The sequence below is a fragment of the Nostocoides australiense Ben110 genome (assembly GCF_001050535.1).
GTDB classification, from domain to species: domain Bacteria; phylum Actinomycetota; class Actinomycetes; order Actinomycetales; family Dermatophilaceae; genus Nostocoides_A; species Nostocoides_A australiense.
Genome location: NZ_HG764815.1, coordinates 3,922,175 through 3,936,146 on the forward strand (window position 1 = coordinate 3,922,175; position 13,972 = coordinate 3,936,146).

Here is a 13,972-nt window from a genome sequence, read left to right on the forward strand (position 1 = left end):
AGCCCTGCGCGCGGGCACCGCGTCCGTCACCCGACTGGCGCCGCGCGACGACGGCCGGACCGCGCTCGGCCTGCATCACGTGACGGTGGTGCCGGTCTAGATGCCGAGATCGTCTCGGCTGTCACGGGGAGCATGACGAAGGTCGCGGCATACTTCGACACAGCGACGCAGAGCCAGATCCGGTTCACCACCGACAGGGTGTTCGGCTGGAACAAGATCAGCTTGACGGCTGCTGAGATCGAGTCGTGCGACTACGAAGCGATGGAGCGCAAGGCGCGCGCCGTCGCGCCGTCGACGCCGAAGGACGAGCGCCACCACTTCGTCGTGATGCTGGAGCCGACGCCGACCTGCGCGTGGGGTGGCCGGGGCACCGTCGGGCCCGGCGAACTCGGCGATCTGGTCACCTGGCTGAACTACCAGCCCTACGAGGGCCCGACCTACGCCCACGAGTTCGGCCACAATCTCGGCCTGTGGCACACGGGATATCTGCAGTGCTGGAACGACACTCGCACCGCGAACGTCACCCTGTCGGCCAACTGCGACCAGCGGACCTACAACGATCCCTGGGACCTGATGAGCGCCCCGCTCAACTGGCCGGGCATGCTCGCCACCATCAACAAGCAGCGCATCGGCGTGCTGCCGGTCACGGACAATCCGCTGATCATGGACAGTCAGCGCGTCACGCTCAAGCCCGTGGCCGCCGGCTCCGGCGTCCGCGGATTCCAGCTGCAGGCGGGCAACGTGCAGTACTTCGTCGAATACCGCACCCCCGTCGGCCTCGATGACTGGATCGACGACAGCACCTACGTCGATCCCAAGGGGGTGACGCGCACGGATCCCGGGGGTGGCGTGACCGTGCGACGTCAGGACGACTTCTTCGGCCAGTTCGGCGAGATCGATCTGCTCGACTTCCACCCGGACGCGAATCCGCTTTCATACCAATGGCATCCGGGTCTCGAGGCGGGTGAGAGCTACACGATCGCCGACCACGGGATCACGCTCTCGGTCGTCAGCACCAGCTCCACCGCCGCGGTCGTCGACGTCACGATCACTCAGGACGACGGGGTCGTGCGCTGGGACGGCCGGGACCGGTATGCCGCGTCCGCCGCCATCTCGGCACGCACCTTCCCCGCCAACACCTGGCTGGCCTATGTCGCGTCCGGCGAGGTCTTCAGCGACGCCTTGTCGGGAGCACCCGTCGCCGGCCGCGACGGCGCTCCGCTGCTGCTGACCCGACGCGACTCCCTCCCCGCCACGATCGCGGCGGAGCTGCAGCGGCTGAAGCCGTCGACGATCGTCGTGCTCGGCGGGCCGGCCACGGTCTCCGAAGGCGTCGTCGACGAGCTGCGGGCGTATGCCTCGGAGACGGTGGAACGGCGCTCGGGAGCGGACCGGTATGCCGCGTCCGCCGCCATCTCGCGCGCCGCCTTCCTCAGCACGGTGGACGCGGCGTTCGTCGCCAGCGGTGAGATCTTCAGCGACGCCCTCAGCGGCGCACCAGTCGCTGCCCGCGCGCCCGGGCCGATGCTGCTGACTCGGCCGGACGGCATACCCGCCCCGATCGCCGCCGAGTTGCGCCGCCTGAAGCCGAAGCGCATCGTCATCGTCGGCGGACCGGCGAGCGTGAGCGAGCAGGTGCGGGCCCAGCTGGCGGAGTACACGGCGGGGACCGTCAGCCGCTGGTTCGGCAGCGACCGGTATGCCGCGTCCGCCGCGATCTCGCAGCACGGTTATCCCCGGCCCCCGGTCGAAACTGCTTATGTGGCAAGCGGATCCATCTTCACGGATGCACTGTCCGGAGCCCCGGTCGCCGGGATGACCGCCGGTCCTCTGCTGCTCGTACGCACCGACTCGATCCCGGACCCGATCGCCGCCGAGCTGAGCCGCCTGCGGCCGACCAAGATCGTCGTGCTCGGCGGGCCCGCGTCCGTCTCGCCCGGCGTCGAGGCCGCCCTTGCGACCTTCGTGCGCCCCTGAGACGACCCACGACGTCCGGACGGATCACGCGTCGCACTTTCGGTGTATGTCACGTAATGATGTAATCACGCTATGAGTGAAAGCAGCGCCCAAACCCCGATCGGCGCTTGGTTCGCCGAGCGAATCCCGGCCGAGATCTACGCCGGCGCTCTCTCGGTCACGGTCGACGCTCAAGAGATCGTCGTCATCGGGGACGTCCCCCGCACCGACGGTGATCCGGAACCGCCCGTCGAGCGCATTGCCGCCCATCGGGAGCGCACCCGCGCGGGGCGCATCGCCATCGCCCAGGATGCCGAGGCCACGTTCGGACGCAAGGTGTCCTGGGGTGCTCGCGCCGACGGCACCGAGCGCCTCTACACCCACCTCGGCGTCCCGGTCATGACCCGACTCCGCCAGCCCGAGCGCCTCCTGCTCGACACGCTAGTCGAAGGCGGAGTGGCCCGCTCACGCTCGGAGGCCCTCGCCTGGTGCGCGCGCCTCGTCGGGGAGCGCGAGTCGGAGTGGCTCGCCGAGTTGCACGACGCCCTCGCCGGCGTCCGAGATGCGCGCTCTCGCAACCCGTTCGACCGCGACACCGCCTCGTGACCAACGTCGAGATCAGTCGTCGGAGATCTCGATGTCGTACTTTTTGGCCGCGCGTTTGATGCGTCCCTTGATCGTCTCGACCTCGTCGGCGGCGTACTTGTCCGCGTTCGCCTTCTTGTTGATGTAGGACCACGCCGCCCGCACGTGTTCCTCGGAGTCGATGGGGTACTTGTTGTTGGTCGGGTCGGCGAAGGTCACATCGCCGTGCTCCCGCTCGCCCTCGTCGGGGTTGACATCGTCACGCCGGGAGATGTGCTTGCTCATGATTCGACGGTATGGCAGTTCGGTCCCGGCGATCGGATTGGCGCCCACCGATGACCGCCCAGCGCCCGGCCGTCATGCCTTGAGCATGTTCTCGATGTATTGCGCATGCACCGGAGCAGGTGCACCGGCGCGGGTCACGGGAAGGTGATCGTCGTGCCAGCGCCGGTGGCCGTCGCGCGTTCGAGGATCAGGGCGCCGAGGGCGACGTCCTCCATGGCGAGGCCCATGTTCGTGAAGACGCGCCGGCCGTGGTCCGGAACCGTCATCACCCCCGACACCAGCTGCGCGAGTTCGCCGTCGGGGTCGCGGTAGCCCTGGAACGCTCTGTGCAGCACCGAGTCGTACTGGCCGCGGTCATCGACTGCGAAGAAGGCGGCCTCCCGCACGACGTCGGGCCCGAACGTGTCGTCATAGTCGACCGGGAGGATGAGCGCGTCGGGCGCGGTGTTGCTGCCGTCCAGCCGCGGGTCCATCCGGCGGCTGATCGAGGAGATCACCAGGTCCGCGTCCTGCGTGGCCTCCAGCGCGGAATGCACGACCGTGCCGACCCGTTCGCCGGCCTGGGCCAACAGGGCGTGGCCGTGCGCCTCGCGGTGGTCGAAGACACGCACGTGTTCGATCTCCGGATGCACCTCCAGGGCGACCTCGAGATGCCGGTTGCCCTGCAGGCCCGCCCCGATGATGCCCAGTGTCCCCACGGACCCGGGCACATGACGAAGCGTCACCCCGGACACGGCCGCCGTCCGCTTCTCGGTCACCCATCCGCCGTCGATGAGGGCGAGCGGTCGCCCGGTGTCGGCATCATTCATCAGGAGGGCCCCGTAGATATAGGGCAGGTCCTTGGTGCGGTTCTGCTCAAACCCCGAAACCCATTTGATGCCAAGCGAATCCGAGCCGGCGAGGAAGGCCGGCATCGCGTTGACGAAGGCGTCCGACCGCGGCGCCACCTTGGGTTTCGGAGGGTTTTGCACCTCCCCACGCGCCTTCTGGACGAAGGCGTCGTCGATCACGTCCATGACCTCGGCCCACGTGAGGTTCAGTCCGTCGAGGTCCGCCCGATTGAGTACGAGGAAGTCGTCGTGAAGACTCATATATCGACAGTAGTTCGCCGGTCACAGCTGGGCCATATCGCCCGGCGCCCTATCCCGCTGGTATTGACTGCCGCGTCGAGGATGGCCCGGACTTCGGGCCTCGACGGGCCGTCCGTGAGCTGCCGCTCGCTCGCGCAACCGGGCGTGCGTGCGCTCGTCCAACTGCCGGATGGTCAGCCTGCCCATACGGTCACCTCCTGACGGCGATGCCAGCATCTGGCGGGGTACTGGAGCCCGCATGGCTTCTGCGTATAGAATATCGCTATACGTGAGGAGCCGACATGAGCACGTCATCCGTCCGATCCGCCAAGACTCAGCAGATCAACTTCCGCGCCACGACTCGGCAGGCTGAGACGCTCCGACGCGCCGCCGCGGCGAGCGACGCGACGCTCACGGACTTCGTGCTGAGCAGTGCCATGGTCCGCGCCGAGCAAGTCCTTGCCGATCAACGTTGGTTCGTCGTGACGAACGAGGAGTGGGCCGCCTTCGCGGCGGCGATCGACGAACCGCTAGCCTCCACGGTCCGATTCCGAGAGTTGAAGCAGCGGCCCGATCCGTTCACCGATGACGAATGACCGGGAGCTTCGGCAGGCCACGCAAGCTGCGCGCCGACGTCCGCGTGGATGAGTTCCACTCCGGCGCAAGTGAATTGGATGAGTGGCTGGTCAAGTACGGGTGGGAAAACCTGCGGGCGAACAATGCTGTCACCTACGTGACAACGTGGGCTGAGCGCGTCGTCGGCTACTACGCCATCTCCGTCGGAGGTGTCGCGTTGGCGAGCGTCCCGACAACGCTGAAGAAAGGCGCCAGGCCAGATCCGCTGCCCGTCATCGTTCTTGCCCGGCTCGCCGTCGATTGCTCGGTGACCGGCAAGGGCATCGGTGCGGGACTCCTGCGGGACGCGCTGGAACGTTCGGCGCAGTTGAGCCAGACCGTTGGCGCTGCGGCGCTCCTTGTCCATGCCCGCGACGAGGCTGCCCGCGACTTCTACCTGAGAAACGGTGACTTCGTCGAGTCCCCCATCGCTGAACTGCAACTCATGGTCTCGATGAAGGCGTTGCGGTCACAGTTCCTGTGACCGCGGACGCCGACTGCAGCCCACGACGGAACCGGCGTGGATCGGCAATGATCCAACGCCAAATTCCATCCAGTGATGGCGGCCCTCCGCGGGTCTGTGCAAACCGAGATCTTGGAGATCACGGCACAAGGCCGGCTCTCTTTCAGACTTGGACCAATACGAGTACCGGATCGAGGTGCGCGCCAGCGACCGCGACGGGCAGGCCGCCATCGGGTGGGAGGTCAAGGACGCCGCCGATCTGGCCGAACTCGTCGGGCAGCTGCGCGCGGCCGGCTTCGAGGTGAGCGACGGAAGCGCGGATGGCGCGCGGGAGCGGCTGGTGAGCGGGTATGCCGCCATGCCCGACCCGGACGGGCTGATGGACATCGAACTGGTCTACGGATTCAAGTCTGCCGGAACGTATTTCGCCTCCCCACTCGGTCACCGGTTCGTCGCCGGGCGGGCGCTTGGGCTCGGGCACGTCTTCCAGGCCGTCACCGACCAGGCTCGCCACGAGCAGCTGTATGTCGACATCTTCGGCTTCCGCCTCAGCGACCACATCGACTTCGCCTCCGGCCGGGTCGGCACCTTCCTGCACTGCAATCCCCGGCACCACTCCATCGCCTTCGCCCCCACCGCCGACCAGCCGCTGCTCGGCCACCTCATGGATTGGGCTGCGGCTCCTTAAGAACGACATCACTCTGCTATTGACAATAATTCCTTTCAATACGAGACTTGTGGCGTGCTCGACATCGAAGTCCTCGACGCTCCGGAGGCGGCGGGTGCGGCCCTGAGCCCGGTGCGGTCACGCATACTCGCGATGCTGGCCCAGCCGGGTTCGGCAACCACCGTCGCTCAGGTCCTCGGGCTGACCCGTCAGCAGGTGAACTACCACTTGCGCGCCCTCGAAGCGCACGGCCTGGTCACCGAGGTCGAAGTCCGACCGCGCCGGGGCCTGCACGAGCGCGTCGTCCAAGCGAGCGCCGCGGCATACGTCGTCTCGCCCACCGCGCTCGGACCGGCCGCCGCCGGAGTCGAGACCATCGACCGGCTCTCCACCCGATACCTCGTCTCGCTCGCTGCCCGCATGCTCGGTGAGGTGGCGACCTTGGCGCGGCGCGCCGAGGCGTCCGGCCGCAGCCTGCCCACCCTGGCGATCGACACCGAGATCCGGTTCGCCTCGGCACAGGATCGAGCGGAGTTCACGCGTGACCTCGCCGAGGCTGTCACCACGCTCGCCGCGCGTTATCACGACGAATCCGCGCCCCGCGGCCGGTGGCACCGGCTCGTGATCGCGGCCCACCCGAGCCCGGCGGTCCCGTCGGGCAGATCGACGAAGGAGTCCTGAGATGACCGAAGACCAGCCACCTGCCAGGTCCATCGAGCTGTCCGTCGAGGTGCCCGGCACCCCGGAGGAGGTGTGGGCGGCCGTGGCCACCGGGCCGGGTATCTCGTCGTGGTACGTGCCGACGACCGTCGAGGAGCGCGAGGGCGGCGCGACGACATCGGTCTTCGGGCCAGGTGAGGGTATGACCGTGCCCGGCAAGGTGACGGCCTGGGAGCCACCCCACCGCGTCGTGTTCGCGGGCGAGGGCGCCGACGCCGGGTTCGCGTTCGAGTGGTTGGTCGAGGCCCGCGACAACGGCAGTTGCGTTGTGCGGCTGATCAATTCCGGTTTCGGATCAGGCGATGACTGGGACGCGCAGTATGACGCGATGGAACAAGGCTGGGGTCTGTTCCTGCGCAACCTCCAACTGCACCTCGAGCACTTCTCCGGTCAGGCCGGCCAGGCGATGCTGCCGACGGCCACGTGGCCGGGCAATCAGCAGGCAGCCTGGGAGGCGATCGCGGCCGACCTCGGCATACCGCCCCATCCGGCACCTGGTCAGCGGATCCGGTCACGCAACGGTATGCCGCCGCTGGACGGCACGATCCTCGACAGCGAGCCCGGTTTCCGCGCGAGCGTGCTGCTCGAATCTCCGCTGCCCGGAACGGCATTCATCGCCGCCGAGGGCATGGGCGAGGAAGCCACGGGAGTCTCCGTGTGGCTCTATCTGTATGGCGATGACGCCGCCGATGTCGTGGCACGCGACGAGCCGCTCTGGCGCGCCTGGCTGGAGCGATAGGAGGAGCCGGTCATGCCGAGCAGCCCGGCACCGGGGTAATCCACAGGCAGCGCGGTGACACGGGTTTATCCACAGCCACCGCGATGACCGGTGGTGACATTTGCGAATCCGTGGTGGCCTTCAGCATGGCTAACAACAAGCGACACCGTCGGACTCCGCCCCACTCCCGGAGGACGCGCCGCGGCAGCGCGTCCCGCGCCCGGGAGCCGCAGTGGCCTGAAGCGGGGCGCTATCGGATGGACGTGACCCAGGCCTTGGACAACGGACGGCCCCTCGCCATAGCGAGCGTCGCCTCGCACGTCGTCGAGGCGGCACGCAACGGGCTCATGCGCAGCCCCACCACCCGCCAGCGGCTTCCGGATCTCGCGCACTTCGTCGACGAACTCATGGACAACGACGTCGCGGAGACCACCGCGCTGCCTCACGCGATCGCCGTGCGGTAAGCCGCTGGGAGGCAACGTATTTCCAGCGCGAGGACGCGCCCGTCATCGCCCGGCGCCGGGCCCGCACCCGTCGGATCCTCGACGCCAAGTCAGCCTGACGCGGAGCGCTCCAGCCACCTCAACAACGAGGCCTCCGTGTAATTCCAATGCATCCCAGGTTGGGTGTCAGCCGCGGTTCGCCCATAGTCAGCACATCGCCGGCGGCGGGGGTGTGGGAGGCTCAGTCTCGTGTGGTCGTCAGATCGTGAGCGAGCGGCGCGCGCCGCTGCCATGGAATGGCTGGCCGCCCGCACCCATGACGGGCTGAATCCGCTGACCTCCAACGAAATTGGCGAGTTCACCTTCGATGGCGAGCCATTCCGGTTGATGGACCCACAGCGCGGCATCCGCAAGCCGGCCCCATTTGCGTCGGCACTGTCCATACGAACCGTCTGGCGCAGCGACGAGACCAACCTGCCGTATGCCGACCACATGGGCGATGACGGTTTGGAGAGATACAAGTGGCGCGGCGACGATCCCGACCATCCCGACAATCGTGCTCTGCGGACGGCGGTCCACGCCGATGTACCCCTGATCTGGTTCCGGGGTGTGGGCCCGGCGGTGTATCAACCGATCTACCCGATCTATCTGGTCGGCGAGGAGCCCGCGAAGCAGCAGTTCGTCGTCGCCACTGACGGTCAGCAACACATCCGCTTGGGGGACTCACCGCTTGAAGAAGTGATGCGGCGCTATCTGCGCAGCGAGACCGTCAGGCGGTTGCACCAGCCGGTGTTCCGCAGCATGGTGCTACAGGCCTATGGCAATCGTTGCTCCGTATGCGAGTTGGGTCATCTGGAACTTCTGGATGCCGCGCACATCGTCGAGGACAAGCACGAAAAAGGGATCGCTGCGGTGCGGAATGGCTTGGCGCTGTGCAAAATTCACCATGCCGCGTATGACGCGCGCATCCTCGGGGTCCGGCCCGACCTGATCGTGCAGATCCGCGACGACGTGCTCGAAGAAATCGATGGGCCCCTGCTGGAGCACGGCCTCAAAGGCCTGCACGGGCATTCCCTCCACGTGCCCCGCAGACATGCTGCCCGGCCGGATCCCGAGCTCCTGCAATGGAGATATGACCGCTTCCTTGAGGGCCTGCCGCCGAGCGCTTGAGGAGTGGGACCCGCCGGCCACAGTCGGGCGACCGGCCCACGTGCCCCCCGGGGGCGCGTGCCACGCGACAAGAACAGCCCGCGGGCCTGGCGCCGGGATGGCGCCGCATACCGGGGACGACCGGCACGGCCCGCGGACTGCGGTGGGCTGCTGGGATTGCGCCTCTGCGCAGTCTCGGCAAGAGAAGTGCGCTAGCGCGCAGCCACCTCACGCGTCCTATGAGAAATCAACTCAGGACCACCTCCCTTCTCGTGTGCCTCGACCGTAGACGCAAACCCGCGCAGAATCCAAGAGATTTCCCAAGGCACTCCACCGCAACGTCGGCGACGATCTGGTCACCGGGCCGGAAACCTCGAGCCGGCGCAACGGGACCTATTCCGCACGGTCCGCCGCCGCCCGCCCGGACGCCCGACGACCGAAGACGGGTTACGACCGACAACGCCGAGCCCGGCTCGCCCGAAAGGGTGGTTTCGATGGCCATGGGGCCGCAATGCGCCGTTGGCGCGGCCCGCGGCCTAGCGTCGTAGGAGGACTTCTCGGCCCACCAACAACAACAGGAGCACACCGTGAGCGAATCGACCAACAACGACACCAAGACCATCGCCTTCCTCGTCGCCGCCGAAGGCATCGAGCAGGTGGAACTCACCGACCCGTGGCAGGCCGTGGTCGACGCCGGACACACGGCCGTACTCGTCAGCCCCAAGAGCGGCACGGTGCAGATGTTCAACTACCTCGACAAGGCCGACACCCAGAAGGTGGACAAGACGGTCGCCGACGTCAGCGCCGACGACTTCGACGCGCTCGTCCTGCCGGGGGGCGTGGCGAACCCCGACGCGCTGCGCACCGACAAGGACGCGGTCGCCCTCGTGAAGGACTTCATGGCCTCGGGCAAGGCCGTCGCCGCGATCTGCCACGCGCCGTGGACCTTGGTGGAGGCCGATGTCGTGCGCGGCCGCAAGCTCACCTCGTGGCCGAGCTTGGAGACCGACATCCGCAACGCCGGCGGCGAGTGGGTGGACGAGCGCTCCGTCGTCGACGGCAACCTGATCACCAGCCGCAAGCCGGACGACCTGCCCGCCTTCATCTCGGCGCTGCTGGATGCCGTCGAGCACGGAGCCGCGGCCACCGGCCAGGAGAGCGCATGACGCGCGTCGGCTACACCTTGATGACCGAGCAGTCCGGTCCGAAAGAGCTTGTGGCGTATGCCGAAAAGGCCGAGCATGTCGGCTTCGACTTCGAGGTGATGAGCGATCACTACTTCCCGTGGCTGAGTGCGCAAGGCCATGCGCCGTATGCCTGGAGCGTCCTCGGCGCTGTCGCGCACGTGACGAACCGGGTCGAGCTCTATACCTATGTCACCTGTCCGACGATGCGCTACCACCCGGCGGTCGTCGCGCAGAAGGCGGCGACCATCCAGCTGCTCGCCGACGGCCGATTCACCCTCGGCCTCGGCTCCGGAGAGAACCTCAACGAGCACGTGATCGGCGAGGGCTGGCCGGCGGTCGATGCCCGCCAGCAGATGCTGGCCGAGGCGATCGAGATCATCCGCGCACTGCATACCGGCGAGCTGGTCACCCACGACGGGGAGTACTTCCGCGTCGACTCGGCGCGGATCTGGGATCTGCCCGACGGCGGCATACCCATCGGGGTCGCCGCCGGCGGGCCCGAGGCCATCGAGGCGTTCGGCGCGCTCGGCGATCACCTGATCGCTACCGAGCCGTCGGCCGACCTCATCGCCGCGTGGAACAACCAAGAGGGTACGAAGCGAATCGGCAAGGGCGCCAAGGCAATCGGGCAGATCCCGATCTCGTGGGATCCGTCGGGCAGGAAGGCGGCCGTGGCCCGGGCGCACGAGCAGTTCCGCTGGTTCGCCGGTGGCTGGGCGGTCAATGCCGACCTGCCGACGACGGCGGGTTTCGCCGGCGCGTCGACGTTCGTGCGCGAGGAGGATGTCGCCGAGTCGATCCCGTGCGGCGACGACCTGGACGCCATCGTGGAGGCCGTGCTCCCTTACTGGGAGGCCGGCTTCACCGATATCGCGCTCGTCCAGATCGGCGACGAGTTGCAGGAGCGCTTCCTGGACGAGGCGGCCGAGCCGCTGTTGGAGAAGCTGCGCGCCGCCGCCGGCTGACCGGTGGGGTCGGCGGTCAGCCGACCACTGTGGGCCCGGTCCGCGCCACCGACCGTATGCCGTGGCTCGCCAGCAGCGCGCGGGCGCGGCCGAGGCTGCGGTCCTGTTCTTCCAGGCGCCAGCGGGTGCGGGTGGCATCGTCGGCGTCCTGATGCAGGACGTCCCTGAAGCGCCGGAAGGCGCCCTTGCCGGTCATCGCCCGGTTGAGCAGGTCTCGCAGCGTCGGGTCGGACACCGATTCGGCGAAGGTCTCCATGTCCTCCCAGCCGGTGCGGCTGCTCACCGGCTCGACGTAGAGCCACGCGTCATCCTCGACGTCGATGGGCTCGTCGACATACCCACCATGAGCCATGAAGGCCGGGACCACCTCTCCAGTGTCGGTGTTGAGGTAACCACCCGGGTATTCCGCACTGTGGTCCGAGAGAGCGATGTCGAGGTCGTCGAGGTTGACCGGGACGGGCCGACCTGGACGGTGATTGCCGTCGAGTTGCGCGAGGAGTTCCTCGGCGAGCGCCTCGTCGCCCTCCCAGCCTCGCATCATCAATCGGCCGTGGATCGAGAGCACGACCGACTGAAGGCTCCCCCGCTGGCGGGACGGGGTCACCGCGAACGTGCGGAGCAGGTGATCACCGATCTGCTGCAGCGCGGAGTCGAGTTCCACTCCGGTGAGCGCGTCGGTCAAGGCGGGCCCGTCGGTCGCGGCGCAGACGGCCACCATGTCGACCACCGGCGTCGGCCCGGTGCTGGCCAGCCACGGATCGGTGAGGGGGTTGGGGTGCCGGGGCTCGGGTGCCTCGTCATCGTTGCCCGTGTCGTCGGCCCACCGCCGACCGTACTGGTCGGGGATGGTGCCCCAACCCCACACGGAGACAGGGAGATTCGGCACAATGCCATAGACAGTCTCGGGATCGCCGGTGCCCTCGACGGTGCACAGGTGGGTCCACTGGTCGCCGAGGTCGAAGACATAGGCGAACTGCTCGCCGGTCGCGACGGACGCCTTGACCTTGGCCGAGAGCAGCATCGTGCGAGGGATGGTGCCGAACGGGGAGGAGTCGAGGTCGTCAGCCAGTTCCTCATCGCAGACTCTGGTGTCGTCCGCGAGGGTGAAGGTCCGCAGGTGCGACAGGTCCCACCGCGCGAAGGCGTTGTCGATCGCCGAGCCGAGCTGGTCGAAGGTCGTCGCCGGCGGCAGGATCAGCACGCGACCCGGCGGGTAGTCGAAGCGTTCCCCCCGCCCGCCCACGAGTTCGACCCGCACGATCTGCCAGCGTCGCGTCACGTCTCTCGATTCTAGGAGCTTAGATCCCGACGATCAGGGAAGCGCCAAAGGCTCCGCAGGGGTCTCGTCACGCGCAGGTCTCCCAGAGCGTCGATCTCCACATGGCTGAACGCAACTCGCGACTCAGGTGGCTGTCGCTGTCGTGACTCAGCCGGAAGGGTCGGCCAGGCGGGCCATGAGTTTCAGCGCGTCGTGCGGCGCCTTGCCGGCCGCGCTGTTGTCGAAGTAGACGAACACGTCCCGCCTCTCGCCGGCCCAGCGGCGGCACCTGTCCGCCCACGCGTCGAGGCTCGCCGCGGCATACCCGGAGTAGTAGAGGCGGGTATGCCCGTGCAGCCGGACATGGACGAAGTCCGTGGTCGCCACCTCGAACATCGGGTAGCGGTCGGCGAGGTCGGAGACGACCATGGCCACGTCGTATGCCGCGAGGAGGTCGGCGGCGGCCGGGTCCGCCCAGCTGGTATGCCGTGGCTCGAGCGCGTGCCGCACCGACACCTCGGCGTGGGGTTCGGTCAGGGCGCGTTTGGCCGGGACTCGGTCGTCGTGCCGGCGGGCCTGCTCGGCGAGTTCCGTTGTGCTGCGTGGCAATCCGGACAGAAACGCTTCGACACGCTCGGCGTCGAAGCGCAGGCTCGGCGGCAGTTGCCAGAGGAACGGCCCGAGCCCGGCGCCGAGCGCGAGGACCCCGGAGGCATAGAAGTTGGCGAGCGCCTGCTCCGCATTGGCCAGCCGGTGATTGTGGGTGACGAGTTTCGAACCCTTCACCGCGAAGGTGACCTCCGGCGCCTCGGCGTGCCACGCGGCATACGTGCGCGGTTGTTTCAGCGAGTAGAAGGAGGCGTTGATTTCCAGGGTGGGGAATCGTGTTGCGGCATACCGCAATCGCTCGCGCGCCGGCAGCCCCTCGGGATAGAAGTCGCCGCGCCACTCGCTGTAACTCCAGCCGGACAAGCCGACGCGGATGCATGCCACCGGTTCAACGTACGGGAGCCGCAGGGGTTTTCGGGCGACCGTGAAGAGGTGAACGGGCGGGGTGAGTTCGACAACTGCGCACCTCAGTGCCAGAACACCTCGCGCAGCCGGTTGACCAGCAGCACAGCGCCATTGATCTGGCGGGAGAGCTCGAGGGCGTCGTGCACGGCGAACCGGATCGGCCAGGTCGTACCGAATCGCACCGCAGCCCCCTGCGCGTCGGCGATGATCACAGAGCCGCTCTGTCGCCAGGTGTGGCCCGCCGACAGCCGCAGCAACTGCCCGCGCCACGCGACGGCGCGCTTCTCGTAGAGGATCAGTTGCGTGTAGCCCGCGGGCATATCCCACGTGTCCCACGCATCCGCCGTGGTGCCCGCCGGGAGACATCGGTACCTTCCGGCGCCAGGAGAGACCGCCGCAGACCTGCTCGCAACTCTGGACGACATGGGCGACGACGCCGTAGCCGAGGGGACCCTCGACGTGGTCGAGGCCACGGTCCGTGACCGACGCCTGCACGCCGTCCGGGTGCCCACCTGGTGATCCACCTCGACACCACCTTCCTCGTGGATGTGATCCGCGAGAGCCGTCGCGATGAGCAGGGCCCAGCTCGTCGCTGGCTCGCCCGCAATCCACACGAGACCCTCGGCATCAGCGTCTTTGTCCTGTGCGAACTCCTCACCGGCGCCGCGTTGCACGCCGATCCCGCCGCGGAGCGACGCCGGGTCATGAAAGTTGTGGGTCAACTTCCGGTCATCACTCCAGATGCCCAACTGGCCGGAACCTACGCTCGAATCCACGCCGTCCTGACCAAGCAAGGCACCCCAGTCGCGAACATGGATCTGCTCATCGCCTGCACCGCTCTCAACGCCGGCTCCGCCTTGCTGACTGCCAACCAGCG

The 13,972-nt window shown here is 67.9% G+C and carries 19 protein-coding genes; 13 read left to right on the forward strand and 6 right to left on the reverse strand.

The genetic code is table 11. The annotated features are described in order from the left end of the window. The first annotated feature begins 132 nt into the window (after nucleotides 1-132). Both BN11_RS19315 and BN11_RS19320 read left to right on the forward strand, forming a co-directional pair. Nucleotides 133-1,977, forward strand: a complete 1,845-nt coding sequence (locus tag BN11_RS19315) for a cell wall-binding repeat-containing protein (protein ID WP_048699988.1) — start codon at nucleotides 133-135, stop codon at nucleotides 1,975-1,977. Between the two features lie 72 nt (nucleotides 1,978-2,049). Further along, complete coding sequence (locus tag BN11_RS19320; protein ID WP_048699990.1) at nucleotides 2,050-2,562, forward strand: hypothetical protein; 513 nt, start codon at nucleotides 2,050-2,052, stop codon at nucleotides 2,560-2,562. A gap of 12 nt (nucleotides 2,563-2,574) precedes the next feature. On the opposite strand, the gene BN11_RS19325 is transcribed toward BN11_RS19320, so the two are convergent. The 3 genes from BN11_RS19325 to BN11_RS26230 form a co-directional block, all read right to left on the reverse strand. Further along, on the reverse strand, nucleotides 2,575-2,826 hold the full coding sequence (locus tag BN11_RS19325) for a DUF6582 domain-containing protein (protein ID WP_048702014.1): 252 nt from the start codon (nucleotides 2,824-2,826) through the stop codon (nucleotides 2,575-2,577). A gap of 134 nt (nucleotides 2,827-2,960) precedes the next feature. Then, entirely contained in the window at nucleotides 2,961-3,917 is a 957-nt protein-coding gene (locus BN11_RS19330; protein ID WP_048699991.1) for an ornithine cyclodeaminase family protein, read from the reverse strand. 21 nt (nucleotides 3,918-3,938) lie between these two features. Further along, a complete protein-coding gene (locus BN11_RS26230; RefSeq protein WP_407667993.1) occupies nucleotides 3,939-4,211 on the reverse strand; it encodes a FitA-like ribbon-helix-helix domain-containing protein in 273 nt (90 codons plus the stop codon). Here BN11_RS26230 and BN11_RS19335 point away from each other — a divergent pair. From BN11_RS19335 to BN11_RS19375, 9 genes are all read left to right on the forward strand, one after another. Continuing rightward, nucleotides 4,199-4,492: a type II toxin-antitoxin system TacA family antitoxin gene (locus BN11_RS19335; RefSeq protein WP_048699992.1), complete on the forward strand. Its 294-nt coding sequence runs from the start codon at nucleotides 4,199-4,201 to the stop codon at nucleotides 4,490-4,492. The two genes, BN11_RS26230 and BN11_RS19335, sit on opposite strands and share 13 nt — an antisense overlap. After that, entirely contained in the window at nucleotides 4,489-4,995 is a 507-nt protein-coding gene (locus tag BN11_RS19340; RefSeq protein ID WP_048699993.1) for a GNAT family N-acetyltransferase, read from the forward strand. Before BN11_RS19335 ends, BN11_RS19340 begins: the two co-directional genes overlap by 4 nt. Nucleotides 4,996-5,143: 148 nt before the next feature. Further along, nucleotides 5,144-5,662 carry a VOC family protein gene (locus BN11_RS19345; protein WP_053084193.1) on the forward strand — a complete coding sequence of 173 codons (519 nt, stop codon included), beginning with the start codon at nucleotides 5,144-5,146 and terminating at the stop codon, nucleotides 5,660-5,662. A gap of 54 nt (nucleotides 5,663-5,716) precedes the next feature. Continuing rightward, nucleotides 5,717-6,322, forward strand: a complete 606-nt coding sequence (locus tag BN11_RS19350) for an ArsR/SmtB family transcription factor (RefSeq protein WP_048699994.1) — start codon at nucleotides 5,717-5,719, stop codon at nucleotides 6,320-6,322. 1 nt (nucleotide 6,323) lies between these two features. Beyond that, nucleotides 6,324-7,100 carry an SRPBCC family protein gene (locus BN11_RS19355; protein ID WP_048699995.1) on the forward strand — a complete coding sequence of 259 codons (777 nt, stop codon included), beginning with the start codon at nucleotides 6,324-6,326 and terminating at the stop codon, nucleotides 7,098-7,100. A gap of 242 nt (nucleotides 7,101-7,342) precedes the next feature. Next, entirely contained in the window at nucleotides 7,343-7,543 is a 201-nt protein-coding gene (locus tag BN11_RS19360) for a hypothetical protein (protein ID WP_157044287.1), read from the forward strand. A gap of 270 nt (nucleotides 7,544-7,813) precedes the next feature. Further along, the gene (locus BN11_RS19365) at nucleotides 7,814-8,692 is read left to right on the forward strand and encodes an HNH endonuclease (RefSeq protein ID WP_048700000.1); all 879 of its coding nucleotides are present in this window, start codon (nucleotides 7,814-7,816) and stop codon (nucleotides 8,690-8,692) included. Between the two features lie 566 nt (nucleotides 8,693-9,258). Continuing rightward, nucleotides 9,259-9,837, forward strand: a complete 579-nt coding sequence (locus tag BN11_RS19370; protein ID WP_201329316.1) for a type 1 glutamine amidotransferase domain-containing protein — start codon at nucleotides 9,259-9,261, stop codon at nucleotides 9,835-9,837. Then, nucleotides 9,834-10,823 carry an LLM class F420-dependent oxidoreductase gene (locus BN11_RS19375; RefSeq protein ID WP_048700002.1) on the forward strand — a complete coding sequence of 330 codons (990 nt, stop codon included), beginning with the start codon at nucleotides 9,834-9,836 and terminating at the stop codon, nucleotides 10,821-10,823. Before BN11_RS19370 ends, BN11_RS19375 begins: the two co-directional genes overlap by 4 nt. A 16-nt stretch (nucleotides 10,824-10,839) precedes the next feature. Here the strand turns inward: BN11_RS19375 and BN11_RS19380 are convergent, their stop codons facing one another. The 3 genes from BN11_RS19380 to BN11_RS19390 form a co-directional block, all read right to left on the reverse strand. Then, complete coding sequence (locus BN11_RS19380) at nucleotides 10,840-12,102, reverse strand: IS1096 element passenger TnpR family protein (RefSeq protein ID WP_048700004.1); 1,263 nt, start codon at nucleotides 12,100-12,102, stop codon at nucleotides 10,840-10,842. Between the two features lie 147 nt (nucleotides 12,103-12,249). Further along, nucleotides 12,250-13,074, reverse strand: coding sequence for a DUF72 domain-containing protein (locus tag BN11_RS19385; RefSeq protein ID WP_048700006.1), 825 nt, complete (start codon nucleotides 13,072-13,074; stop codon nucleotides 12,250-12,252). Between the two features lie 83 nt (nucleotides 13,075-13,157). Beyond that, a complete protein-coding gene (locus BN11_RS19390; RefSeq protein WP_048700009.1) occupies nucleotides 13,158-13,415 on the reverse strand; it encodes a hypothetical protein in 258 nt (85 codons plus the stop codon). Between the two features lie 7 nt (nucleotides 13,416-13,422). On the opposite strand from BN11_RS19390, the gene BN11_RS23170 reads away from it, so the two are divergent. Together BN11_RS23170 and BN11_RS19395 are read left to right on the forward strand one after the other, a co-directional pair. Further along, the gene (locus BN11_RS23170; protein ID WP_157044288.1) at nucleotides 13,423-13,614 is read left to right on the forward strand and encodes a hypothetical protein; all 192 of its coding nucleotides are present in this window, start codon (nucleotides 13,423-13,425) and stop codon (nucleotides 13,612-13,614) included. Continuing rightward, the coding region (locus BN11_RS19395) for a type II toxin-antitoxin system VapC family toxin (protein ID WP_048698936.1) at nucleotides 13,611-13,972 on the forward strand (362 nt) is incomplete at its 3' end. The genes BN11_RS23170 and BN11_RS19395, both read left to right, overlap by 4 nt.